The 25,198-nt window shown below is 67.4% G+C and carries 19 protein-coding genes; 10 read left to right on the top strand and 9 right to left on the bottom strand.

Annotated features, from left to right (window positions below; all coding sequences use genetic code 11):
- The first annotated feature begins 1 nt into the window (after position 1).
- Positions 2–754 (top strand): IclR family transcriptional regulator, encoded by a 753-nt coding sequence (locus DSM104440_RS09255; protein WP_171161908.1) that lies wholly within the window; start codon positions 2–4, stop codon positions 752–754.
- On the opposite strand, the gene DSM104440_RS09260 is transcribed toward DSM104440_RS09255, so the two are convergent.
- The 9 genes from DSM104440_RS09260 to ccmI all read right to left on the bottom strand — a co-directional run bounded on the left by DSM104440_RS09260 (position 751) and on the right by ccmI (position 7,610).
- Positions 751–1,224 carry a cytochrome c-type biogenesis protein gene (locus DSM104440_RS09260; protein ID WP_171161910.1) on the bottom strand — a complete coding sequence of 158 codons (474 nt, stop codon included), beginning with the start codon at positions 1,222–1,224 and terminating at the stop codon, positions 751–753. The two genes, DSM104440_RS09255 and DSM104440_RS09260, sit on opposite strands and share 4 nt — an antisense overlap.
- On the bottom strand, positions 1,221–1,748 hold the full coding sequence (locus DSM104440_RS09265; protein ID WP_171161912.1) for a DsbE family thiol:disulfide interchange protein: 528 nt from the start codon (positions 1,746–1,748) through the stop codon (positions 1,221–1,223). Before DSM104440_RS09265 ends, DSM104440_RS09260 begins: the two co-directional genes overlap by 4 nt.
- Complete coding sequence (locus tag DSM104440_RS09270) at positions 1,748–3,730, bottom strand: heme lyase CcmF/NrfE family subunit (RefSeq protein WP_171161914.1); 1,983 nt, start codon at positions 3,728–3,730, stop codon at positions 1,748–1,750. The genes DSM104440_RS09265 and DSM104440_RS09270 overlap by 1 nt, the downstream gene beginning before the upstream one ends.
- A complete protein-coding gene (gene ccmE / locus DSM104440_RS09275; RefSeq protein WP_212758284.1) occupies positions 3,727–4,200 on the bottom strand; it encodes a cytochrome c maturation protein CcmE in 474 nt (157 codons plus the stop codon). The genes DSM104440_RS09270 and ccmE overlap by 4 nt, the downstream gene beginning before the upstream one ends.
- A complete protein-coding gene (ccmD, locus tag DSM104440_RS19310) occupies positions 4,184–4,327 on the bottom strand; it encodes a heme exporter protein CcmD (protein ID WP_212758285.1) in 144 nt (47 codons plus the stop codon). Before ccmD ends, ccmE begins: the two co-directional genes overlap by 17 nt.
- On the bottom strand, positions 4,324–5,052 hold the full coding sequence (gene ccmC, locus DSM104440_RS09280; RefSeq protein ID WP_171161924.1) for a heme ABC transporter permease CcmC: 729 nt from the start codon (positions 5,050–5,052) through the stop codon (positions 4,324–4,326). The genes ccmD and ccmC overlap by 4 nt, the downstream gene beginning before the upstream one ends.
- 4 nt (positions 5,053–5,056) lie before the next feature.
- Positions 5,057–5,656: a heme exporter protein CcmB gene (gene ccmB, locus DSM104440_RS09285; protein WP_425509659.1), complete on the bottom strand. Its 600-nt coding sequence runs from the start codon at positions 5,654–5,656 to the stop codon at positions 5,057–5,059.
- An 83-nt stretch (positions 5,657–5,739) separates the two neighbouring features.
- A complete protein-coding gene (gene ccmA, locus DSM104440_RS09290) occupies positions 5,740–6,327 on the bottom strand; it encodes a heme ABC exporter ATP-binding protein CcmA (protein WP_171161928.1) in 588 nt (195 codons plus the stop codon).
- A complete protein-coding gene (ccmI, locus tag DSM104440_RS09295; protein ID WP_171161930.1) occupies positions 6,324–7,610 on the bottom strand; it encodes a c-type cytochrome biogenesis protein CcmI in 1,287 nt (428 codons plus the stop codon). Before ccmI ends, ccmA begins: the two co-directional genes overlap by 4 nt.
- Positions 7,611–7,829: 219 nt before the next feature.
- Here ccmI and DSM104440_RS09300 point away from each other — a divergent pair, with 219 nt between their 5' ends.
- The 9 genes from DSM104440_RS09300 to DSM104440_RS09340 all read left to right on the top strand — a co-directional run bounded on the left by DSM104440_RS09300 (position 7,830) and on the right by DSM104440_RS09340 (position 25,188).
- Entirely contained in the window at positions 7,830–8,609 is a 780-nt protein-coding gene (locus DSM104440_RS09300; RefSeq protein WP_171161932.1) for a hypothetical protein, read from the top strand.
- Between the two features lie 7 nt (positions 8,610–8,616).
- Positions 8,617–10,341: a cytochrome c3 family protein gene (locus tag DSM104440_RS09305; protein WP_171161934.1), complete on the top strand. Its 1,725-nt coding sequence runs from the start codon at positions 8,617–8,619 to the stop codon at positions 10,339–10,341.
- Positions 10,331–12,220, top strand: a complete 1,890-nt coding sequence (locus DSM104440_RS09310) for a heme-binding protein (RefSeq protein WP_212758286.1) — start codon at positions 10,331–10,333, stop codon at positions 12,218–12,220. The genes DSM104440_RS09305 and DSM104440_RS09310 overlap by 11 nt, the downstream gene beginning before the upstream one ends.
- A 1-nt stretch (position 12,221) precedes the next feature.
- The gene (locus DSM104440_RS09315) at positions 12,222–13,973 is read left to right on the top strand and encodes a hypothetical protein (RefSeq protein WP_171161937.1); all 1,752 of its coding nucleotides are present in this window, start codon (positions 12,222–12,224) and stop codon (positions 13,971–13,973) included.
- Positions 13,974–14,287: 314 nt separating this feature from the next.
- Positions 14,288–17,845 (top strand): LVIVD repeat-containing protein, encoded by a 3,558-nt coding sequence (locus tag DSM104440_RS09320; protein ID WP_212758287.1) that lies wholly within the window; start codon positions 14,288–14,290, stop codon positions 17,843–17,845.
- Positions 17,842–19,167: a multiheme c-type cytochrome gene (locus tag DSM104440_RS09325; RefSeq protein WP_171161941.1), complete on the top strand. Its 1,326-nt coding sequence runs from the start codon at positions 17,842–17,844 to the stop codon at positions 19,165–19,167. Before DSM104440_RS09320 ends, DSM104440_RS09325 begins: the two co-directional genes overlap by 4 nt.
- 4 nt (positions 19,168–19,171) lie before the next feature.
- On the top strand, positions 19,172–21,613 hold the full coding sequence (locus DSM104440_RS09330) for a cyclic nucleotide-binding domain-containing protein (RefSeq protein ID WP_171161943.1): 2,442 nt from the start codon (positions 19,172–19,174) through the stop codon (positions 21,611–21,613).
- A 699-nt stretch (positions 21,614–22,312) separates the two neighbouring features.
- Positions 22,313–23,878 carry a cyclic di-GMP phosphodiesterase gene (locus DSM104440_RS09335; RefSeq protein WP_171161945.1) on the top strand — a complete coding sequence of 522 codons (1,566 nt, stop codon included), beginning with the start codon at positions 22,313–22,315 and terminating at the stop codon, positions 23,876–23,878.
- Positions 23,875–25,188 carry a putative bifunctional diguanylate cyclase/phosphodiesterase gene (locus DSM104440_RS09340; RefSeq protein ID WP_171161947.1) on the top strand — a complete coding sequence of 438 codons (1,314 nt, stop codon included), beginning with the start codon at positions 23,875–23,877 and terminating at the stop codon, positions 25,186–25,188. The genes DSM104440_RS09335 and DSM104440_RS09340 overlap by 4 nt, the downstream gene beginning before the upstream one ends.
- Positions 25,189–25,198: the final 10 nt, after the last annotated feature.

A 25,198-nucleotide genomic window follows, 5' to 3' on the forward strand; every position in this document is an offset into this window, starting at 1 on the left:
CATGGAACAAACCGTTCGCAAGGCCTTCGACGTGCTGGAAGCCCTCGCCCGCGCCCGTGAACCCCGGCGCCTGACTGACCTGGCGCGAGAACTCTCCCTCACCAAACCCAACGTGTATCGCCTGCTCTCGACGCTCAGCGAGCTGGGCTACGTTTCCAAGGAAGAAGCGACGAGCCGCTACAGCGCGACGCTCAAGCTCTGGGAACTGGGCTCCGTGCTGGTTCGCGACGGCAACCTCATTGCCAAGACCGCGCCTCGCCTGCGCGAGCTGGCCGAGGCAAGCCACGAGTCGGTGCAGCTCGCGGTCTACGACGCCGGATTCGCGGTGTTCGTGAACAAGCTCGACAGCCCGCGCCCCATCAAGGCGATGACCACGATCGGCAGCCGCGTTCCGGCCGCCTGCGCCTCGACCGGCAAGGCGATCCTCGCGTTCCTGCCCGACCGCGAAGTCACACTCGCACTCTCGCTGCTCAAGCGCTTCACGCCGCTCACGCGCATGCGCCGCGTGGACCTCGACCGCGACCTCGAAAGCGCGCGCAAGCAGGGCTACGCGGTCAACCATGGCGAATGGCGGGCAGGCGTGTGCGGCATTGCCGCGCCCGTGCGCGATTCCGATGGCCACGTGATCGCCTCGCTCGGCGTTTGGGGTGCGGAGGACAGCATCCTCGGCCCGCGCCGCGAAGAGTTGAGTGCGATGGTGCTGGAGACCTCGCGCGAGGCTTCGCGCGACTTCGGGTTTACCGCCACGCGCTAGGCGCGGTTCGAGTCGTCCCCGGAAAGCAGCTTCTCGATTTCCTTGCGGCGTGCCGTGCCCTCGACGGGTGCGGCAGTTGCTGCCTTTGCGCGCGGGCGCACGATGCGCCACACCAGGAACGCGCCCGCGAACAGCGCGAACGCGGGAAGCAACCACAGCACGAGCGTCGTGGCCTTGAACGGCGGCCGGTACAACACGAAGTCGCCGTAGCGCTGGACCATGTAGTCGCGGATCTGCGCATCGGTCGCGCCCTTGCCGATCTGGTCGCGGATCTGGTTGCGAAGGTCTAGCGCGAGTGGTGCATTGGAATCCGCGATCGTCTGGTTCTGGCAGACGAGGCAGCGCAATTCTTCCGCGAGTCCCCGCAGTCGTTGCTCGACGACCGGATCGGGCTTGGCGACCTCGTTGGCTTGTCCGAGTGCGCCGCCGACGACGGCGAGGCCCAGGACCAGCAGCAGCGCGCGGGTCATTGCAGGCTCCTCAGCAACGGCAGGATGGTTTTCTCGAGCGCCTCGGGCGTGATCGGGCCGATCTGCTTGTGGCGGATGACGCCCGCCTTGTCGATCACGAAGGTTTCGGGCGCACCGTACACGCCATAGTCGATGCCCACGCGGCCATCGATGTCCCAGGCCGACAGCGCATAGGGGTTGCCGAAGCGCTCGAGCCAGCGCGTCGCATCCTCGCGCTTGTCCTTGTAGTTGAGCCCCACGACCGGAACGAGGTTGCGCTTGGCGAGCTCGACGAGCAGCGGATGCTCGACGCGGCACGAGACGCACCAGGAAGCCCAGACGTTGAGCATCCACACGCGGCCCTTCATGTCCTCGGGCTTGAAGGAGGACTTCGCGTCGTGGAGCTGCGCGATGTCGAACGCGGGCGCGGCCTTGCCGATGAGAGGCGAGGGTACTTCGCGTGGATCGCGCGTGAGGCCGATCGCGAAGAACGCGACCAGTCCTGCGAAGATCAGGAACGGGATGACGAACTTCAGGTGACGCATCAGTCGGCCGCCGCCTGCGCGGCGCCCTCGGGCGCGGTGGCCGCGACGCGCGGGCGATAGCGGCGGTCGGCGATCGCGAGGAATCCGCCCAGCGCCATGATGAAGCAGCCGCCCCAGATCCAGTCCACGAAGGGCTTGTGGTACAGCCGCACGCCCCACGCGCCGTCGCCGACGGGCTCGCCCAGGGAAACGTAGAGGTCGCCGAAGAATCCGGTCGAGATGTCCGCTTCGGTCATCGTCTGGCCGGCCGCGTGATAGACGCGCTTTTCCGGATGCATCGTCTGCTCGATCGCCGTGGAACCGATGCGGCGCACGTCGAATTCGCCGCGTGTCGCAAGATAGTTCGGCCCCGGCACTTCACGCGTTCCGCGGAAGGTGAACTCGCGGCTGCCGATCTCGACCTTGTCGCCCGGGACCATTCGCACGTCGCGTTCGGTCTCGTATCCCTTCACCAGCGTCACGCCGACGATGAACACCGCGACACCCAGGTGCGCGAGGTTCATGCCGTGCCAGGCCGCGGGCTGCGCGCGGAACTTCGCCAGTGCCGTGGGTTGGGGCGATGCGGCGAGTCGATGCTTCACCTGCGCGAACGTGGCCGCGATCACCCAGAACGCGAGGAGCAGGCCGAAGGCCACCATCGGCGACCAGCGGCCCATCACGAAGGGGACCACGAGCGCTAGCACGAAGGCGACGCCGAAAGCCCACTGCAGCTTCGCGCGCAACGCGGGCAGCGGTGTGCTCTTCCAGCTTGCGATGGGGCCCGCGGCCATGAGGAAGATCGCCGGGGCCATCAGCGGGAAGAACACCGCGTCGAAGTAGGGCGGGCCGACGGAAATCTTTCCGAGGTTCAGCGCATCGAGGAAGAGCGGATAGAGCGTGCCGAGCATCACGGCCGACAGCGCGACCACGAGCAGCACGTTGTTTGCGAGCAGGAACGATTCGCGCGAGACCGGCGCGAAGCCGCCGCCCAGGCCCACGCGCGGCGCGCGCCACGCGAAGAGTGCGAGCGAGCCGCCGATCACGAGCGAGAGAAAGCCGAGGATGAACACGCCGCGCGCCGGATCGGTCGCGAACGCGTGCACGGACGTGAGCACGCCCGAGCGCACGAGGAACGTGCCCACGAGCGAAAGCGAGAACGCGGTGATCGCGAGCAGCACCGTCCAGCTGCGGAAAGTCCCGCGCTTCTCGGTGACCGCGAGCGAATGCACGAGTGCGGTTCCCGCGAGCCACGGCATGAAGGAGGCGTTTTCCACCGGATCCCAGAACCACCAGCCGCCCCAACCGAGCTCGTAGTACGCCCACCAGCTTCCGAGCGCGATGCCGATCGTGAGGAAGCACCACGCGGCGGTCGTCCACGGGCGCGACCAGCGCGCCCAGGCGGCGTCGAGCCGGCCTTCGAGCAGGGCGGCGATCGCGAACGAGAAGGCGATCGAGAACCCGACGTAGCCCATGTAGAGCATCGGCGGGTGGATCACCATGCCCGGGTCCTGCAGCAGGGGATTGAGGTCGCGTCCGTCGCCCGCGGGGGGGAGCAGGCGATCGAACGGGTTCGACGTGGCCAGCATGAACAGCAGGAACCCTGCGCTCACGAGACCCATCACGCCGATCACGCGCGCGACGACGCGATCGGGCAGGTGGCGGCTGAAGAGCACGACCGCGAACGTCCAGCTCGCGAGCATCAGCGTCCACAGGAGCATCGACCCCTCGTGCGATCCCCAGCTCGCCGCGACGCGGTACGCAGTCGGCAGCTTCGAATTGGAATTGGTCGCGACGTTCACTACGGAGAAGTCGTTCGCGACGAAGCACGACACGAGCGCCAGGAACGCGCCGAACACGAAGATGAACTGGCCCGCGGCTGCGGGTCGCGCGACCGCCATGAGCACGGAGCGCCCCGTGGCCGCGCCGATGAGCGGGAGGATGGCTTGCGCGAGCGCGAGAGCGAGCGCGATGCCGAGCGCGAACTGCCCGAGTTCCGGAATCATGGCTTGCGCTCCGTCTTCTGGCCCGCGAAGGCGCCCTTGTCCATCGGATGTCCGGCCTTCTTCAGCGCTTCCGCGGCTTCGGGCGGCATGTAGTTCTCGTCGTGCTTGGCCAGCACTTCGCTCGCCCGGAAGATGCCGTCCGGACCGATGCGGCCCTGCGCGACGACGCCTTTGCCCTCCTTGAAGAGGTCGGGAAGGATGCCGGTGTAGACCACGGGAATCGTCTTCGCGGTGTCGGTCACGCGAAAATTCACGGTGAGGGCGTCCTTGTTGCGCACGATGCTGCCCACTTCGACGAGGCCACCCAGGCGGAAGTTGCGATCGCGCGGCGCTTCGTTCGCGGCGATCTGCGTGGGCGTGAAGAAGAACACGAGGTTCGACTGGAAGGCGTTGAGCACGAGTCCCACGGCGATGCCGAGGGCGGCGACGCCCGCGACGATCCAGAGAACGCGCTTAGTCCGTGGCTTCAAGGTTGCGCTCCGCTTCGATGCGTTCCAGGACCCGCGCGCGCTGCATGCGCAGGACGATGAGCTCGACGACGATCGCAACCGCCGCCGCGCCATAAGACATCGCGATGAAGAATCCGTGGTCCATCATGCGCTCTTCTGCAGCGCGCGTACCCAGCGCGTGCGCCCCTCGCGTTCGAGGATGAGCGTGCGGCAGCGCGTGAGCGAAGCGCCGATCGCGTACATCCAGCAGGCGAAGGCCATGAGGATCATTCCGGTGAACATGGTGACATGCATGGTGGTGCCGGTGAGCTTCACGCTCGAGCCCTGGTGGAGCGTGTTCCACCAATACACGGAGAAATAGATGATCGGCAGATTCACGATGCCGATGATCGCGAGCAGCGCGCTCGCGCGGTCGCCGCGGCGCGGGTCGTCGAAGGCATTGGCGAGCGCGATGTAGCCGAAGTAGAGGAAGAGCAGCACGAGCTCCGACGTGAGCCGCGCGTCCCACACCCAGTACGTTCCCCACGTGGGCCGTCCCCAGAAGGCGCCGCTCCAGAGCGCGATGAACGTGAAGAGCGCGCCGGTGGGTGCGATCGAACGCGCCATCATCGCGGCGAGGCGCGAGTTGAACACCAGCGACATCGTCCCGTAGCAGGCGAGGATGAAGTACAGGAACATCGACATCCACGCCGCGGGCACGTGCAGGAAGATGATGCGATACGACTCGCCCTGCGTGGCATCGGTGGGTGCGACGAAGAAGCCGACGTACAGGCCGACCGCGGCGAGCACAGCGGCGAGCGCGAAGAAGATCGGCGCAAGGCGTCCGGCGAGTCCGAAGAACGTCGAGGGCGAGGAGAAGTAGAACCAGTTCATGGGGCTAGTCGAGGGCGATCCGGAGGGCGGTGCCGATCGCAAAGGGCGTGGCCATCGCGGCGAGGATCAATCCGGCGCCGAGCAGCGACAGATGCGGCGCCGCCGAGAGTCCTGCCGATTGCGCTTCGGCCGCGCCCGCGCCGAACACCAGCACGGGCACGAACAGCGGAAGGGCCAGCAATGCGAGCAGCATACCGCCGCCGCGCGCGCCCAGGGCGAGGGCCGCACACGCGCCCCCGAGCAGGGAGAGGATTGGCGTTCCGAGTGCCAGCGCCGCGACGAGCATCGCGAGCACATCGGTCGGCAGGCCGTACTGAAGGCCGAGCAGGGGGGCGAGCAGCGTGAGCGGTAATCCCGACGAGAGCCAATGCGCGGCGACCTTTCCACAGACCCATCCTGCGATGGGATGCGGCGAGAGCACCATTTGTTCCAGCGTTCCGTCGGCAAAATCGGTCGAGAAAAGCGACGGCAGCGAAAGGAAGGCCGCGAGGAGCGCGCCCACCCAGATCACGCCGGGGCCGATGCGCGCGAGCAATGGCGGCTCCGTGCCGATGGCGAGCGGAAAAAGCGCTGCGACCAGCAGGTAGAACGCGAGCGTGAGCATCGCCTCGTCCGGATGGCGCCAGGCGAGCTTCGTGTCGCGCGCGAAGGTGCACGCAAAGCCACCGCCGAAGGTGCCCGCCGCATTCACAGCCTCAATTCCTGGGGTTTTGTCGTCCCGCTGCCCAGGTCGTGGTGCGTGGCGATGAGCGCGAGGCCGCCGCGGCCAAGATGCCGTGCAAGACCTTGCGCGAACAATTGTTCGCCATCGCCATCGAGCGCGGTAAGGGGCTCGTCGAGGATCCACAGCGGCGCCGGATCGAGGGCGAGGCGCGCGAGGCCGATGCGCCGCCGCTGGCCCGCGGACAGGCGGCGCGCGGGCAGTGCGCGGCGCGATTCGAGCCCGACCGCGCGGAGTGCTTCGGCGATCGCGGGAACCGGCGCATCGACCGCGCGAAGGCGCAGTGCAAACCGCAGGTTCTCTTCCGCGGTGAGGTCATCCTTGATGCCCGCGAGGTGCCCGGCGTAGATGAAATCGGCGTCGCGTTGAACTTCGCCTGCGTCGGGCCGCGTGAGGCCAGCAGCACAGCGCAGCAGCGTGGTCTTCCCGCTGCCGTTGGCGCCGCGCACGCACAGCGCCTCGCCCCCCGAGAGCCGGAACGAAATGCCCGAGAAGAGGTTCACCGGACCGCGAGAAGCGGCGAGCGAACGCACTTCGAGGCTGGCAGCACTCACGGCAGCACCTTGTCGATCACGATCTTCACGCCGCGCGTGCCGGGCTTCACGACGGCGCTGGTTCCCGAGAGATCGCCCGGTTGCGGCACGGCACCGCCCGACTTCGAGATCCGCGCCTCGATGCGCACGGCCGGCGCGGACGATAGATTCATGCCCGGGGCCATCGCCATCGCATCGGTGAGTTCGAAGGCGCGCGGCAATTCCTTCGCCGAGACGCGCAGGATCGCGAGCGGCATTCGCGGCCCGCCCTCGGCACGCGCGTAGATGAAGAGCGTGTCGCCGGGGCCGACCTGCGAGGCGAGTTTGGGATCCAGGGTGACGTTTCCTGAGACCGACCCGGTCGCCGTGACGGGGGACGCGCCCTTGGCGATGGGTGCGGCGGGTGCCGGAGCAGCTGCAGGCGCTGCAGGCGGCGGAAGTGCGGCGCCCTGGGGCGGCAGCGGCTTGCCCGCGGCGGTGGCGCGCTCGCGCACCTCGCCGATGATCGCGAAAACCTTGGGCGCATCTTCGGAGCCCGGCGGCAGCGAACGCGCGAGCGTTTCCCAGTAGCGGACGGCGCCGGCGAAATCGTTCTCGTTGAGCGCCGCGGTTCCCGCGAGCGCCAACGCCTTCTGGTGCAAGGGATCGATCTTCAGCGCCTGGCGAACCAGCTCGTAGGGCTTGCCCGAGAGGTTGCGGCCCTGCGCCATCGCGAGCGAATCGGCGTAGTCGGCGAGCACGTTCGCGTCGTTGGGCATGAGCTTCGCGAGGTGCGCATAGGCTTCGATCGCCTCGGGATAGCGGCCCAGCGCATTCATCGAGCGCGCGAGCAGGGCCCAGCCGGGCGCGTCATCGGGGCGCTCGCGCACCTTGCGCGCGAGGTTCTCCACCATCTCCTCGATCTGGCGATCGCTCGGACCCTTCGCCTGCACCTGGGCGGGATTGATCGCTTCGGGCGTGCCGAGCGCGAGGTAGAGGCCCACGGCGATCGCGGGCACGACGAAAGCCATGATGCCGACGACGATCCACGGCCGGCGCGCAGGCGGCGGCGCATCGGCTTCGCGCGCGGCGAGATCGGATTCGGCACGTGCGACCAACTCGGCCAGGGCTTCCTCGCGCGATTCCGCGGGCAGCACGCCGCTGGCGACATCCGCATCGATCTCGCGGCGCGCATCGCGCAACACCCGCAGGTTCGCCGCGCCGCTGGTCGGAGCTGCGCTATTGCGCGAGCGCAGCAGGGGCACGAGCACGAAAGCGAGCGCCACGCCCGTCATCAGGACGGCGAGGATCGAGAAAAGGATCAAGGGAGAGTCCGCGAGCGGCCGGAAAGGATGCGGAATTATACCTTGCACCGTAGCGTTGACCCGCTAGAATGCGGGCCAGAACAACAAGAACAACAGCAACAGGACTCCCTCCGGAGTGGCGCACCGAGTCTTCAATGGCGGCAAGCGACGGCCTGGGAGGGCCTCCTGAAGCATCGTTCTATTCTCGAATACGCGAAATTCCGCTGGTTCAAGGCAGCGGTGGGCCTGTGCGTCCTCTCCGGACTCGCCTACCTCTGGCATGAGCCGCCGACGAAACCGTATGGCGGAACCTGGCTCGGTTACACGCTGGGCACGATCGGCGCGCTCCTCATCCTCTGGCTGCTCTGGTATGGCGTGCGCAAGCGCCGCTACCGATCCAACACCGGCACCGTGCAGGGCTGGCTTTCGGCGCACGTGTACCTCGGCGTCGCGCTCGTCGTGGTCGTGACGCTGCACACCGGTTTCGAGCTGGGATGGAACGTGCACACGCTCGCGTACGTGCTCATGGTGGCCGTGGTGGTGAGCGGCCTGTACGGCGTGTTCATCTACCTGCGCGCCCCCAACCTGATGACGGCGAACCTGGGCGCGGAGACGCTCGATTCGATCCTCCTGAAAATTGCCGACCTCGACCGGGCCATGCGCGAGGCGGCGCTGTCGTTGCCCGACGACCTTTTCGCGCAGGTCGAAAAGTCCGTGCGGGGCACGAGCATCGGCGGGTCCTTCGTGCGGATCTTCTCGGGACGCGATCCCGATTGCCCGACCGCTCGAGCGGTGCGGGACATGCCCGTGATCGCCAAGCGCCTCACCGGCGAGCAGGCGCTGGTGAACAAGCAGGTCTACACGATGCTCGTCGAGAAGAACGAGCTCCTGTTCCGCGCGCGGCGCGACCTGCGATTGAAGTCGATCCTCGACCTCTGGCTCTTCATCCACGTGCCGCTCGCGGTCGCGCTGCTCGCCGCGCTCGCCGCGCACGTGCTTTCCGTCTTCATCTACTGGTAGGGGCGCGATGAAAGTCCTCATCATCACGCGCACCCAGGGCCGCACCGGCCGGATGATGGAACACAAGCGCGAGGTCGAGGGCGACTGGATCCGCGTCGGGCGCGCCGCGAGCTCCGAGATCTTCCTTCCCGACCCGCGCGTCGCGTTGTTCCAGGGCCTCATCGGCTATCGCAAGGGCCTCATCTACAGCGAAGGCGAGTCGGGCATCGTCGGCAGTTCGAGCACGACGCAGAAATCGGTCATGTCCGTGCGCCTCGCGCCGGGCGTGTCGATCGACGCGGGCCCGTACAAGATCACGTCGCTCGAGCCACCCGAAGGATTCGACGGCGCGCTGGCCGTGGAGCTGGTGCGGCCGGCGGAGGTGGTGCCCGAAGGCGATATCCGCGATCGCTCGTCGCGCCGCTCGCTCGCGTCGCTGGGCCTGCCCAAGCGCGTGGCTTCGTGGAGCCTGCTCGCGCTCATCGTCGTGCTCTTCTTCCTGGTGCCGGCCGGCCGCGTGCTCGAACTGCCGTGGCGCAATGCGACGGGCGAGGCGCTGGGCCTCACCGACAAGGTCTGGAACCCGGGCGCGGTGATCCTCGCCCATCAACCCATCGAACAGAAATGCGAGTCGTGCCACGAAGTGGCCTTCGAGCACGTGAAGGACCGCGCCTGCCTCACCTGCCACATGGCGATCCAGCATCACGTCGGCCCGGAGTTGAAGCCCGCCGCGCTCTTCGAGGGGCAACGCTGCGGGACCTGCCACCGCGATCACAAGGGCGTGAAGGCGACGCATCGCGACGATGACATGTTGTGCACCTCGTGCCATCGCGACATCCGCGCAACATCGCCCGCATCCACGGCGGCGAACGTGTCGAATTTCGCGACGAACCATCCCGCGTTCCGGCTCTCGCTGCCGGGAGAAGGCGGCGTGCGTCGCGTTCGCCAGGGACAGGGCGTGATCGTGGAGACCTCCAACCTCGTCTTCCCGCATGCCGTCCACATGGACCCGAAGGGTGTTCGCTCGCCTACGCAGGGCCGCATGACGCTGCAATGCTCGAGCTGCCACGGGCCTGACGCTTCGAAGCGCACGTTCGAGCCGATCAACATGCGCAAGCACTGCCAGGAGTGCCACCAGCTGCAGTTCGAGCCCGCCGTCACGACGCGCGAAGTGCCGCATGGGTCGGCGCGCGACGCGAAAGTGGTCGTCGAGGAGTTCTACGCGAACCTCGCGTTGAATGGCGTGCGCGACAGTTTCGAGAAGGCCTTCGGCGTTCCCGGCGAAGGATTGCTGCGCCGCGTGGGCGAGCCCAGCGAATCCGAGCGCAAGACCGCCGCGAACCTCGCCGCGACCAAGGCGGGCAAGGTCGCCACCGAACTCTTCGAGGTGCGCGTATGCCGGACGTGCCACGAGGTCCGGCGCGTGGAGGAGGGCAAGTCGGTCGATTGGCGTGTGGCCGCGGTGCGCGCGAACAACGCGTGGATGCCCAAGGCGCGCTTCGAGCATCGCAGCCATGCGCAATCGAAGTGCGCCGACTGCCACGATGTCGCGGCCTCGAAGAAATCCTCGGACGTCGCGATGCCCAACATCGAGACCTGCCGCAAGTGCCACGGCGGCGGGGAGCCGGTGGCGAACAAGATCACCTCCAACTGCATGCAATGCCACGGCTTCCACGGGTCGGGTCACCTCTGGGATCCGACCTTCAAGAAGCCCGCCACGCGGGTGGTGGAAGGAGCGGGCATTGGGCGCTAGGGCGTGGGCCGTCGTGTTCGCGCTCGCCGCGGCAATGGGCGGCTGTTCGGGCGGCGGCAGTGTCGGCGCGACCGCCTGCGTAGGGGATTGCGCCACGCCGCAGAACTTCCTCACGGCCGACGACGTGCGGCGCGTCATCGCGCAGGCCGCAGGCGAAGCGCAGGCGCGCGGCAACCCGGCGACGATCGCCGTCGTCGATCGCGTCGGCAATGTCCTCGCCGTCTTCGCGATGACCGGCGCGCCCGCCACGGTGGCCACGAACGCGGGCTACGGCGTGACCGGAGGTCTCGATGGCATCGGCACCGGGGTCGTCCCTGCGTCGCTCGTGGCTATCACGAAAGCGCTGACCGGCGCGTATCTCTCGTCGGAAGGCAACGCGTTCTCGACGCGCACGGCGAGCCAGATCGTGCAGGAGCATTTCAACCCGACCGAATCGCAGCAGCCGTCGGGTCCGCTCTTCGGCGTGCAGTTCTCGCAGCTCTCCTGCAGCGACGTGAACCGCAACCTCGCGCATGGCAGCGTCGGCCCCAAGCGTTCGCCCCTCGGACTCGCGGCCGATCCGGGCGGCATCCCCCTCTACAAGAACGGCACGCTGGTCGGTGGCATCGGCGTCGAGGCGAACGCGCTCTACACACTGGATCGCGACGTGACCAACATCGATGCCGACATCGAAGAGTCGATCGCGATGGCCGGCGGCACCGGCTTCGACGCGCCCGACGATCGCCGCGGCGAGCGCATCACTGCCGACGGACGCACGTTCCGTTATCTCGATGCGCCTTCGCTCGTATCGAACCCCGCGAACGCGCCATCGTTCACCGCGCTGTCCGGATCGCTGGTCGCCGTCCCCGGATTCGTCGGCGCTTCGGTCGGCACCGGCACGGCGTTCGGCACCGCGGCCTCGGGCATCCGCGCCGATTCCGGCGTGCTCGGCGCGCTGGGCGCGTACGTGCTGGTCGATGCGGCGAATGCCAACCGCTATCCGCCGCAGGACGCGACCGAAGGCGGCCTCGTCGCCAATGATGTTCGCGCGATCCTCGGCGAGGCGCTCAAGGTCGCCAATCGCGCGCGGGCCCAGATTCGCCGCCCGCTCGGCTCGCCCGCGGAAGTGACGATCTCGGTCGTGGACTATCGCGGCATCATCGTGGGCCTGGTGGGCACGCGCGACGCGCCCGTGTTCGGCATCGATGTCGCCGTGCAGAAGGCACGCGGCGCACTGCTCCTGTCGCATCCGCAAGCGGCGGCGCTATTCGCCGCGGCTCCGCCCGCGCAGTACGTGACTCCGGGGAACGCGAGCTCGAGCATCGCCGCGTATGCCACGGCGATGGGCACCTTCGCAGGCGAAGCCGGCGCGCTCAACGGCGCGGTCGCGTTTTCCACGCGGGCGATCGGCAACCTCCACCGGCCGATGTATCCGGACGGCATCGACGGAACGCCCAACGGCCCGTTGTCCAAGCCCATCGGCGCGTGGAGTCCGTTCAGCGTCGGGCTGCAACTCGATCTCGTCTACAACCAGTTCGTGAAGGCGCTCGGCGGCGACCTCGAGACCGGCTGCTCGGGGCGCTCGGCTTCGTCCTCGGCGCCCGGCATCGCGCTCGCGGCCAACGGCATCCAGATCTTTCCCGGCGGCGTGCCCATCTATCGCGGCGCGCAGCTCATCGGCGCTATCGGAATTTCCGGCGACGGCGTGGACCAGGACGACATGATCGCCTTCCTCGGGCTCGCGAATGCGGCGACGCTGCTCGGCAACGGCGTGGGCCACGCGCCCCCGGCCAGGCGCGCCGATGCGTTCTCGCCGCAGGGACTGCGCCTGCGCTATGTGCAGTGCCCGCAGTCTCCGTTCAACGGTTCGAGTGAGCAGAATGTCTGCGCGGGGCTTTAGCATGATCGCGGCATTGCTCTTCGCCTGGCCGGCCGCGGCGCAGGAGGATCCCAAGCTCCCGCCCGAGAAGAAACTCGACGAGGAAATCAACCAGCGCCGACCCGGCCCCGGTGAGCCGCTGCGCTACGTGCCGCCGGTTCCCGATTCGCTGCAGGTGCCGCCGCCTCGGCCCTCGGAGCGCCGCGAGATGCTTCCCGTGCCCGACCGCTGGCGGATCATGCAGGCGCTCGGGTTCAAGTGGCCGTGGTACGACCCGTACAACCAGAACGTGCTGAAAGGCGATCTGCCGATCCGCGCGCCCGACTGGTTCGTGAACGTGGGCGTGGTTTCCGACACGCTCTACGAAGCGCGCCGCCTGCCGACACCCGTGGGTTCGCAACCGACGTCGCGCGATGGCGCGATCGACGTCTTCGGGCAGGGCAAGCAATCGACGTTTTCCGAAACGCTCATCGTTTCGCTCGCGCTCATCAAGGGGAACACGACCTTCAAGCCGCCGGACTACGAGTTCCGCATCGTCCCGGCGTTCAACTTCAATCGCTCGGAAGTCGAGGAGCTCCGCGCGCTGCGGGTCGATCCGCGGCAGGGCACGCGCCGCAGCGACAATCATGTCGGGCTGCAGGAAGCCTTCGCCGACGTGCACTTGCGAAATGTCTCGGATCGCTATGACTTCGACTCGATCCGTGTCGGCATCCAGCCGTTCATCTCCGACTTCCGCGGCTTCGTCTTCCAGGACGTGCCCTTCGGCGTGCGCCTCTTCGGCACGCGCGACAACAACAAGTGGCAATACAACATCGGCTGGTTTCGCCGCCTCGAGAAGGACACGAACTCCGGCCTCAACGATCCCTGGACGGCGCCGCGCCGCGACGACACGTTCGTCGTGAACGCCTACCACCAGGATTTCCCCGTGCTGGGCTTCACCTCGCAAGCCACCGCGATCTACAACGTGAACCGCGACGGCGGCCGCGACTACTACAACAACAACGGCTTCCTCGAGCGGCCCGCGGTGATGGGCGATGCGCGGCCGCACGACTATCGCGTGGGCTATCTCGGCTACAGCGGCGACGGGCACATCGGACGGTGGAACCTGTCCACATCCGTGTACGTCGCGTTGGGCCGCGACGAACGCCACCCGCTCGCACAACGTCCGCAGGACATCCGCGCCGCGTTCGCCGCCGCCGAGGTCTCGCGCGATTTCAGCTGGGCGCGCGTGCGCCTCAACGCGTTGCTGCAATCGGGCGACAAGGATCCGTTCGACGGCAAGGCGACCGGCTTCGACGCGATCCTCGAGAACCCGCAGTTCGCCGGCGCCGACACGAGCTTCTGGGTGCGCCAGGCCGTTCCGCTCGTCGGTGGCGGCGGGGTCGCGCTGTCGGGTCGCAACGGCGTGCTCGCTAGCCTGCGAAGCTCCAAGGACCAGGGGCAGTCGAACTTCGTGAATCCGGGCTTGCTGCTCCTGGGCGTGGGCGCGGATGCCGACCTTTCGCCGCAGGTGCGCGCGGTCGGCAATCTTTCGTACCTGCGCTTCCAGGACACGACGGTGCTGGGCGTCCTGCGCAACCAGGCGCCTCCCTCGCGCGAAGTCGGCTGGGATCTGTCGGGTGCCATCCAGTGGCGGCCGTTCATGTCGCAGAACATCGTGTTCAATGCGTCGGCCGCGGTGCTGCTGCCCGGCAAGGGCTTGAAGCAGCTCTATGACGAAGACAAGCGCGGGCCGCAGTACTCGGTGCTCGCGAACCTGGTGCTCTCGTTCTAATGCAAAGGCAAAGGCAAATCTTGAAACACGGAGGACACGGAGGGCACAGAGGAGGGGAGGTTGGCGCCATCCACGACGACTCTCGGCATGGAAGCGCATCCTCGTGCGGAATCCACGCCAATTCCAAGTTCAGGTCCAGGTTCACGAGTATTCCCGACGCCGCCGTCCTCCTTCCCTCCGTGCCCTCCGTGTCCTCCGTGTTTCAAGGTTTGGCCTTTGCCTTTGCTCTTGCCTTTACTTTCCACGGTTTCGCGAGCCCGCCGGCACCTGCGGCGCAATCCGTCGCGGAAGCGGAGAGGAAGTCCTTCGGCTGCATGAGCTGCCACACCACGACCGACCGCCACACGATGCACCAGAACCCCGCGGTCATCCTTGGCTGCACCGATTGCCACGGCGGCGATCCCGCGGTCACCGCGAAGGAAGGCCAGTCGGCCGATCGCGAGCTCATCGCGAAGGCGCATGTGTTGCCGCGCTACCCGGTGGCGTGGGACTGGCCTTCGAGCGCCACGCCCGAGCGAACCTACACGCTGCTCAACAAGGAAGCGCCCGAATACATCCGCTTCATCAATCCGGGCGATCTTCGCGTCGCGCGCGAATCGTGCGGCGCGTGCCACCTCGGGATCATCCAGGCCTCCGAACGCAGCCTCATGTCCACCTCGGCCATGCTGTGGGGTGGTGCGGCGTACAACAACGGGATCCTGCCGTACAAGCGCTACATCCTCGGCGAGGCGTACACGCGCGAAGGCGAGGGCGCTTCGCTCGTGGCACCCGTACAACCCGATGTGTTCCTTACCAGCAAGGGACTGCTGCCGAGCCTCACGGCGCTCCCGGCGTGGGAGAGCGTTGCGCCGGCGGACATCTTCCGCGTGTTCGAGCGCGGCGGAAAAGTGATCTCGACGCAATTCCCGGAGATCGGGCTGCCCAACAACACGGGCGCGATCCAGAAGCTCGACGAGCCGGGCCGCCCCGACATCCGCCAGTCGAATCGCGGTCCCGGAACCGGAAGCCGCATCGCCGTGCCGCTGATCAACGTCGCGAAGACGCGCCTCAACGACCCACACCTGTGGTTCATGGGAACGAACGAGCAGCCGGGCGACTATCGCTCGTCGGGTTGCACGGCGTGCCACACCGTGTACGCAAACGACCGCGATGCGAAGCACTCGGGGATCTACGCGAAGTTCGGCCACACGGGGAAGACCGCGACGAAGGATCCGACGATTCCGAAGGAGAAATCGGGACACCCGATCCGCCATGAGTTCACGCGCGCGATTCCCTCGTCGCAATGCATGGTCTGCCATATGCACCAGCCCAACATCTTCGTGAACTCGTACTACGGCGCGATCATGTGGGACTACGAGGCCGATGCGCCGCACATGTGGCCGGAAAAGCAGAAGTACCCGACAGACGCCGAGGCGCGGAAGATCCTCGACCGCAACCCCGAGGAGGCGGCCATCCGCGGCAAGTGGGGCGATCCGGAGTTCCTGAAGGAAGTCTCCGCGCTCAATCCGAAGCTGAAGGACACGCAATTCGCCGATTACCACGGCCACGGCTGGAATTTCCGCGCGGTGTTCAAGCGCGATCGCAAGGGCGCGCTCCTCGACAAGGACGGGCGCGAGGTGTCCGACGAGGATCCACTCAAGTTCAAGAAGGCGCAGCACCTCACCTCGATCCACCTCGATGTCGGCATGCACTGCGTGGACTGCCACTTCGCGCAGGACATGCACGGCAACGGCCACATCTACGGCGAAGTCGCGGCCGCGGTCGAGGTCGATTGCGCCGACTGCCACGGAACGGCGGACAAGTATCCGGCGCTGCGCACCTCGGGGCCGGCCGCGCGTCCCGGTGGAATGGACATGGCGCTGCTGCGCACGCAGGACGGCCGCAAGCGCTTCGAGTGGCGCGGCGGCGCGCTCTACCAGCGCTCGGCGCTCGATCCCGAGCTCGAATGGAAGATGTCGCTCGTGAAGGACTCGGTGACGCCGGGCCACGCCGACTACAACTCGAAGGCCGCGCGCGCGAAGCTGATGAAGTCGGGCGAAGCGGGGCAGAACGGCGAATGGGGCCCGGGCGCGAAGGACTACGCGCACGGCAACGACAAGATGACGTGCTTCTCGTGCCACCTCTCATGGACCACGAGCTGCAGCGGCTGCCACCTGCCGATCCAGGCGAACTGGAAGACCGAGCGGCTGCATTACGACGGCGGCGAGACGCGCAATTTCGCGACCTACAACCCGCAGGTCGCGCGCGACGACATGTTCCAACTGGGCAAGCACGGGCCGGTGAAGGGCTCGCGCATCGCGCCGGTGCGGTCATCCTCGGCGCTCGTGCTCTCCTCGACCAACATCAACCGCGAGCGCATCTACATCCAGCAGGCGCCGATCGCGGCGAGCGGTTTCTCCTCGCAGGCCTTCGCGCCGCACTACCCGCACACCGAACGCAAGACCGAGACCAAGGGCTGCTCGGATTGCCACGTGTCCAACGCGGGCGACAACAACGCGATCGTGGCGCAGACGATGCTGCAGGGCACGGGCTACGTGAACTTCGTGGGCTTCAATGCCTGGGTTGGCGCCGAGAAGCACGTGCAAGCGGTGCAGGTTACGGAGTGGGACGAGCCGCAAGCCGTGATCGGCAGCTACCTGCATCGCTATGCCTATCCGGATTGGTTCGCGGACCACGAGAAGCGCGGCGCGCGGCTGCCCGAGGCCCACGACCACGCGAGCGGCGGGCCGGCTTCGTGCGTGGCGCTTCGCGGCGAATATCTCTTCGCGGCGGAGGGTGCGGGCGGCCTTCGCGTCTACGACGTCGCCAATATCGCCAACAAGGGCGTGTCGCAGCGCATCGTGACCGCGCCGTTTTCGCCGCTGGGGCACGACACGCACGTCGCCTCGAAGGACGCGACCTGCGTCGCGTTGCCCACGAACCAGCCGATCGCTCCGCTGCGCAACACGGGCGAGCTGATGCGCGAGACGAACCAGGAGCAACCGTTCCTGCCGATCTACAACTACGCGGTGATCACGGACGCGGTCGAGGGACTGATCGTGGTCGACGTGAACACGCTCGCCGACGGCGAGCCGCGCAACAACTTCCTCAAGCGCGCCGCGACGTGGAACGAAGGCGGCGTGCTCACCGGCGCGCGTCACCTCACGCTGGCCGGTCCGACCGCTTATGTCGCCACCGACGCCGGGATCGTCGTCGTGGACCTCGCCGATCCGCTCAAGCCGAAGCTGGCCGCGCAGGTTGCGATGCCCGGGGCGCGCGCCTCGGCGATCCAGTTCCGCTATCTCTTCGTGGTGACGGCCGAGGGACTGCGCGTCGTCGATGTCACGGTGCCCGCGAAGGCGAAGCGCCTCGAGGCACTCGTGCCGCTCGCGGATGCGCGCCGCGTGTACGTCGCGCGCACCTACGCGTACGTGGCGGCGGGCCGCGAAGGGCTTGCGATCGTCGATGTCGAACGCCCCGAGAAGCCGCAGCTGCATGCGAAGTTCACGGCCGAGGGCAAGCTCGGCGATGCGCGCGACGTGATCGTTGCCTCCACGAATGCATCGGCGTTCGCGTACGTGGCCGACGGCGCGAACGGGCTCAAGGTCGTGCAGCTCACCTCGCCCGAAAGCCAGCCGCGGTTTTACGGATACAGCCCCGAGCCGCGCCCGAAGCTCGTCGCCTGGCGCGAGACCGCATCGCCCGCGCTCTCGCTTGCCAAGGGGCTCGAGCGCGATCGCGCCGTGGACGAATCCGGCGGACAGATCGCGGTGTTCGGACGTATCGGCTCGCGCCCCTTCACCCTGGAGGAGCAGCGCCGTTTCTACCTTCGCAAGGACGGCACCGCGTGGACGGTGGACGATGTCGGCAAGCCTGGAGACTTCAGGAAATGAGAACTGTCATCCCGAGCCCCGCGTGGTTGCTGTTTGCGCTGCTGTTCCTCGCGAGGGATCTGCTTGCCCAGCCGCTTCCCTACGAATCCAAGGCCACGACGCTGGGCGTGGTGAATTGCGCCAACAGCCTGTGCCACGGGTCGGTGACGACGTGGAAGGGCTCCAACATCCTGCAGAGCGAATACGTGACGTGGTCGCGCGTGGACAAGCATGCGAGCAAGGCCTATCCGGTGCTGCTCAACGAACGCTCGCAGCGCATCGCGAAGAACCTCGGCCTCGCGCAACCGGCGCACCAGACGAAGCTCTGCCTCGATTGCCACACGCATAATCCCGCGCTCGGACAACGCGGCGAGCGCTTCAAGATCTCCGACGGGGTGAGCTGCGAGGCGTGCCACGGTCCGGCCGAGGGCTGGATCAAGTCGCACGTCGCGCCGGGCGCGACGCACGCGGATAACCTGAAGGCGGGCCTCTACCCGACGAGCGAGCCGGTGGCGATGGCGAAGCTGTGCCTGTCGTGCCATTTCGGCAACAAGGACAAGTTCGTCACGCACAAGCTGATGGGCGCGGGGCATCCGCGCATGAGCTTCGAGCTCGACACCTTCTCGCAGACCGAGCCGCCGCACTTCGTGATCGACGAGGACTGGCAGAAGAGGAAGCGCCGCTGGGACGGCGTGCGAGTGTGGGCGATCGGCCAGGCGCTCGCCGCGCAGGAGCTGATCGACGTGCTCCTCGACCCGAAGCGAAGCCGCGACGGCCTGTTCCCCGAGCTGGTCGTCTTCGACTGCCACGCCTGCCATCACCCGATGTCGGATGTCCGCTGGACGCCGCGGCAGGGGACGCGCCCGGGTGCCATTCGCCTCAACGACGCGAACCTGCTGATGCTGCGCCAGATCGTGCGGCGCACGTTCCCCGACGGCGACGAGAAGAACTTCAACGACCTTGTCTCGACCATGCACAAGGCGGTGGCGGGCGAGGGCGGGGATGCGCTGGATGCGGCCCGGAAGCTGCGCGTCGGCCTCGACCTCACGATCGAGAAGCTGCGCACCCGCGACTTCACCGCGGCGGACCTGCGCGCGATGCTCGAGGGCCTCATCGACGACGGGCTCGCGGGCCAGTACACCGATTACGCGGGCGCGGAGCAGGCCACGATGGCGATCGGCTCCGTGCTCAATTTCCTCGCGAAGCGCGGCGAGCTGCCCGCGGTGCGCGAGGCCAATGCCGCGCTCGACCGCGTCCATGAAACCGTGCGCGACGACGAGAAGTACCGGCCCGAACGATTCAGGGCCGCGCTCGCCGATCTGCGCAAGACCGTCCGGAGATGAAACGATGAGCACGCCTTTCGATCCCGACAAGACCTTCGAATCGCAGTGGTACAAGATCGGCATCATCGGTTCGGGACCCGCGGGGCTTTCGGCCGCGGCGCACTGCGCGAAGCGCGGCATCTCGCACATCGTCTTCGAGGCGCAGCCGCAGGCCTCCAACACGATCTACAAGTACCAGAAGGGCAAGCACGTGATGGCTGAGCCGCAGATCCTCCCGCTGCGCAGCGAGCTCACGTTTGCGGCCGGAGCGCGCGAGAAGATCCTCGACACCTGGAACGACGAGATCGCGCGCGCCGAAGTCAACATCGTCTACAACGCCGAAGTCGTAAAAGTGGAAGGCAAGGACGGCGCCTTCGAAGTCCACACGAAGGACGGCCAGACCTACCTGTGCCGCAAGCTCGTCCTCGCCATCGGCCTGCAGGGCAACCTGCGCAAGCTCGGCGTGGCCGGCGAGGACTTCGAGCGCGTGCAGTACCAGCTCGACGACCCGAAGGAGTACCTCGACGAGACGATCGTCGTCGTCGGCGCGGGCGATGCCGCCATCGAGAACGCGGTGGCGCTCGCCGAGCAGAACCAGGTGATCCTCATCAACCGCAACGAGGAATTCGCCCGCTGCAAGGAAGGCAACCTGTCGCTCATCCTCGCGGCGATCAAGGAAGGGCGGATCGAATGCCGCTATGGGTCTTCCGCGATCAAGGTCGAGGAAACGGGCGGGGACGTTCCGCTGCGCTTCAGCGTGAAGTCTCCCGATGGCCCCGACACGATCGAGTGCCACCGGGTCATCGCGCGCCTGGGCGGCAACCCGCCGCGCAAGCTCGTCGAGAGCTTCGGCGTGACGTTCCCGCGCGCCGATGCCAACGCCGTGCCCGAGCTCTCGGAGCGCTACGAATCCAACGTGAAGGGCCTCTACATCATCGGCGCGCTCGGGGGCTATCCGCTCATCAAGCAGGCGATGAACCAGGGCTACGAGGTGGTGGAATTCGCGCTCGGCCAGGACATCGAGCCCGCGGACGAACCGCTGCTCAAGCGCAAGTTCGCGGGTTTCTCGCGCAAGTCCTCGGTGCGCGAGGTGCTCGACCTCATCCAGGCGAGCGTGCCACTGCTCTCGGATCTCACGCGGCTTCAGCTGCGCGAGTTCCTCCTCGAAAGCGATCTCCTCGTGCCGAAGGAAGACGACATCATCTTCCAGCGCAACGACTACACCAACTCGTTCTTCATGGTCGTGGCGGGCGAGGCGCTGGTCGAGACCACGCGCGACGGCCGCAAGGGCTGGTTTGCGCTCGGGCCGGGGGAATTCTTCGGCGAGCTGGGCCTCATTTCGGGCCGTCGCCGCTCGGGCACGGTGAAGGCCGGGCGCGATTGCGTGCTGCTCGAAGCCCCGCGCCGGCCGATGCTCAAGCTCATCGCCTCGGTCGAGTCGGTGCGCAAGCAAATCGACGACGTGTTCCTCAAGCGCGCGGTGCGCGCCTACCTCGCGCCGATGCTGCCCGCTGCAGAGCTCGACGAGCTGATCGCCGAGGGCGTGCAGGTGCGCAAGTACGGCGGGGGCGAGGTGCTCTTCAACGAGGGCGATGCCTCCGATGGCCTGTACCTCATCCGCCGCGGCTCCGTGATGATTTCGCGGATGATCGCCGGCCGCGAGGTCGTGCTCTCTTACCTGTCGGCGGGAAATTACGTGGGCGAAATGGCGCTGCTCACGGATTCGCCGCGGTCGGCGACGGTGAAGGCGGCGGTGACGACGGAAGCGGTCGTGCTCGAGGCCACGGCCTTCAAGCGCGTGATCGCGCGCAATCCGGCGTGGCGCGCGGAGCTCGAGTCACGCTTCCTCGACCGGCTGCGCATCAATGCTGCGATGGAATCGCAGCCCAACCCGGGCAACATCATCGCGTTCCTGCTGCAGCAGGGCGTGGGCGAGGCGACCGACGTCCTGCTCATCGACGAATCGCTGTGCATCCGCTGCGACAACTGCGAGAAGGCCTGTGCCGACGTGCACGGCGGCACGTCCCGCCTCAATCGCGAGGCGGGACCCACGTTCGCGCAGATCCACGTGCCGACGACCTGCCGGCATTGCGAGCATCCGCATTGCATGAAGGATTGCCCGCCCGATGCGATCCACCGCTCGGCGAATGGCGAAGTCTTCGTGAACGACACCTGTATCGGCTGCGGCAACTGCGAGAAGAACTGCCCCTACGGCGTGATCCAGATGGCCGCGGTCGATCCGAAGCGCACGGCGCCGAGCCTCATGTCGTGGCTCATGTTCGGCGTGGGCCCCGAGCCAGGCCGCGAGCCCAAGCCGAAGTCGAAGGACATCCCGAAGAAGGCGGTGAAGTGCGACATGTGCCGCGACCTTCCGGGTGGCGCGGCGTGCGTGAGGGCCTGTCCGACAGGTGCGGCGCTGCGCGTGAGCCCCGAGAGCTTCCTGGGATACACGGCGGCGTCGGAGTAGGCACCACGCGACGAGGAGGTCCGCCTCTGCCCGGACGCCCGTGCAAGCTGCGTACACATCGCTGTCGCGATGCGTTGCCCTCCAGAATCGAAAAGATCCCGGCGGCTGCGGAACTCGTGGCCCCTAGCAAGACGAGGCGATGGACCCGCCTCGTCTCCTTGCACACTCAGACAGTCCTCGCCGAAACCCCGGGATCTTTTCGATTCTGTCGGCTCGCTTGATGGCGTCCGGGCAGAGGCGGACCTCCCCGTCGCGGCACTGTCACAGGTTTCGCCAGCAACGCATCCCGGTGCGGCGGTGGTTCGCAACACGCCGGCGTTGGCGATTGCGAGGACGCGGCGGGGCAAGGGCGTCGAGGGAGGACCGAATCGAGCGCGCCGAGAACTTCGAAAACAGGCGGGGTTTCGGCACGGTCGAGTTGAGTTGATGACCGCAGCGTCATCAACAATAGGGAGGTTGACGATCGGACCGTGACGCCGCCTGTTTTCGAAGTTCGAGGGGATCGCGAGCGTGAGCGACGCGATGCAGCTCGCACTGAGGTCCTCCCTCGACGCCCTTGTCCCGCCCCCTGCGCGTTCTGACCGATCATCACCGCGCTTTTGCCCGTAGAATGATGCTGATTCGAGGCGCGCCAGCGGCCCAGTTCCGGTGAGGCACCGGCGGGCCGGTGGAGCATCAGCCACAACAAGAAGCTCGCCGATGGAAACCAAGGTATACACAACCGACTTGCGTGTCGGCATGTTCGTGGCCGACCTCGATCGGCCCTGGGTTGACACGCCCTTCCTCCTGCAAGGCTTCCTCATCGAGGATGACGGGCAGATCCACGAGCTCCGGTCGCACTGCGAGTACGTGATCATCGATCGCGCGCGGTCCACCGGCGACCAGTACGCCGCACCCGCGATCATCAACATCGGCGCCACGGGATCACGCGCCACGTCGCCGCCGCCCGCGCAGGGCAAGGTCATCACGCCCAACACCAGCGCCGTCGCTCCGCCGCCCGAAGTGCAGGTCGTGAAGCCCGCGACCGCGGTCGCGCCCCCCGATGACGGCAAGACGATTCGCCTCGAGGATGTGTTTGCACGAGGCGGCGTGCGCGCGCCCGGCGGCGGCGCGGATTCCGCCGGCGAGCAGGGCGAGGGCGTCATCGGCCGCACGTTCGGCCGGTTGAAGGGCCTCTTCGGTCGCAAGGAAGAACGGCACGACGAACCGGCGCGTCCGGCGATACCTGCCGTCGTCGAGGAGACACCCGAGGAATTCAACGCGCGCGCGGCCCTGCTGCCGCCGGGCGTCGCGGTCCAGACCTATCGCGACCAGGTGCCGGTCGAAGTCGAGGTCGTGAAGGCGCGCGAAGTCTTCGCGCGAACCGATGACGTGCTCGAGAAGCTGGTCACCGACATCCGCCTCGGCGAGATGCTCGAGGTCGAGGAAATCGAGGAAGTCGTCAACGACATGGTGGAGAGCGTCGTGCGCAACCCCGACGCGCTCATGTGGGTGGCGCGCCTGCGCGAGCAGGACATCACGACCTACGGCCACGGCCTGCAGGTCGCGGTCTACCTCACGGCGTTCGGCCGGCAACTGGGGTTCCCGAAGCCGCAGCTGGCACTCCTCGGCCAGATCGGCCTGCTGCTCGATATCGGCAAGATCCGCCTTCCGAAGGAGCTGCTCGAGAAGCAGGGCCGGCTCTCGCCCGAGGAGTTCGAGGCGGCCAAGACGCACGTGCAGCACGGCCTCGACATCCTCTCGGACACACCCAACTTCCATCCCGAGGTGATCGAAGGCATCGCGCAGCACCACGAGCGCGTGAACGGCAGCGGCTACCCGAACAAGCTGCAGGGCACCGACATCAGCCTCTTTGGGCGCATGGCCGGCATCGCCGATTGCTTCGCGGCGATCACCAAGCGCCGTCCGTACGCCGAAGCCGTCTCGTCGTATGAAGCGATGCGCAGCCTCTCGAGCTGGGCGGGCGAATTCTTCCAGGAAGCGCTCGTGCAGCAGTTCATCTCGTCGGTGGGCGTGTTCCCCGTGGGCTCGCTGATCGAGCTCTCGACGGGCGAGGTCGCGATCGTCGTCGCGCACAACAAGGTGCGCCGCCTGAAGCCGCGCGTGCTCGTGGTGACCGGCCCCGACAAGACCGCGGTGGGCTTCCCCTCGCTCGTGGACCTGCTCTACGACCCGAAGACCTCCGACGACCAGCCGATCTTCATCCGCCGCGGGCTCGCCGCGGGCGCATTCGGGCTCGACCTCAAGGATTTCTACCTCGCATGAGCGCCAACACGCCGCCCTCCGGGGGGCCGGCGACGCTCTCGGGGCGAACGGAGGAGCCGACCCGCGAGGAACTCCTGCGTTTCCTCGACCGTGAAACGGCCATCGCCCGCGCCACCGACGGCCGGCTCGCCGTGCTGGTGCTCGAACTGAGGCGCGTCGACCGCCTGCAGGCGCTGCTCAAGGGCCCGGCCGCATCGACCACGATGGAACTGGTCCTCGACCGCGTGCGCAAGGTCCTTCGGTCCGACGACCGCGCGGCCGCGATCAACGATGACGAGGTCTGCCTGGTGTTGCCGCGCCTCGCGCACCCGACGCAGGCCACGCTCGCTGCAGTCAAGGTGCTGCGCACTCTCGACCGGCCGATCGCGCACGAAGGCGGCAGCGCGGTGCTGCGCCCGTGCGTGGGGATCGCGACCGTTCCCGAGCACGGCTACGACCCCGCGGAGCTCCTGATGGCCGCGGACGTCGCGCGGCGCATCGCCGCCACGCGCGAGGAGGGCTATCACGTCGTGCAGGCCGAGGACACGATCGAATCCGAGGTCTATCGCGGCCTGGACCTCGATCTCGAACGGGCCATCCGCGCCAACGAATTGCACATCGCCTACCTGCCGCAGATCGACCTGCGCACGGGCAAGCCCGTGGCCGCCGAGGCGATCGTGCGCTGGCGCCACGGCGCCGCGGGCGATATCCCGGCCGAGACGATCGTCGGCATCGCCGAGCGCACCGGGCTCATCGGCTCGCTCACCTTCTGGGCGCTCAATGCGGTCCTGCGCCATGCCGCCGCGATGCACCGCGAGAACCTCTCGCCGCGCTTCTCCGTGAATCTCTCAACGCGCACGCTCACCGACGTCGAGCTGCCGACCGTGGTGGACCAGGCGCTCAAGACCTGGGGCCTGCCGTCCAACACCGTGACGCTCGAGATCACCGAGAGCTCGATGATCGCCGACGCCGAGCGCTCGATGGCAATGCTCACGCGGTTGAAGGGCGTGGGCGTCGGACTCTCCATCGACGATTTCGGCACGGGCTACTCGTCGCTCGCGTACCTCAGGAAGTTCCCGCTCGACGAACTCAAGATCGACAAGGTCTTCGTGGCGGGGATGCTGAGCGACAAGGGCGACCTGCAGGTCGTCCGCTCGGTCATCGACCTCGCCCACAATTTCGAGCTGCGCGCGGTGGCCGAGGGCGTGGAGGATGCCAGGACGCTGGAGGAGCTCAAGCGCATGGGCTGCGACGTCGCCCAGGGCTTCCATGTTGCCGCTGCAATGGGCGAAAAGGCTTTTCGCGACTGGTGGGCGGCCAGGATCGGCTAAAGACGCTGTT

Source organism: Usitatibacter palustris (assembly GCF_013003985.1).
GTDB lineage: Bacteria > Pseudomonadota > Gammaproteobacteria > Burkholderiales > Usitatibacteraceae > Usitatibacter > Usitatibacter palustris.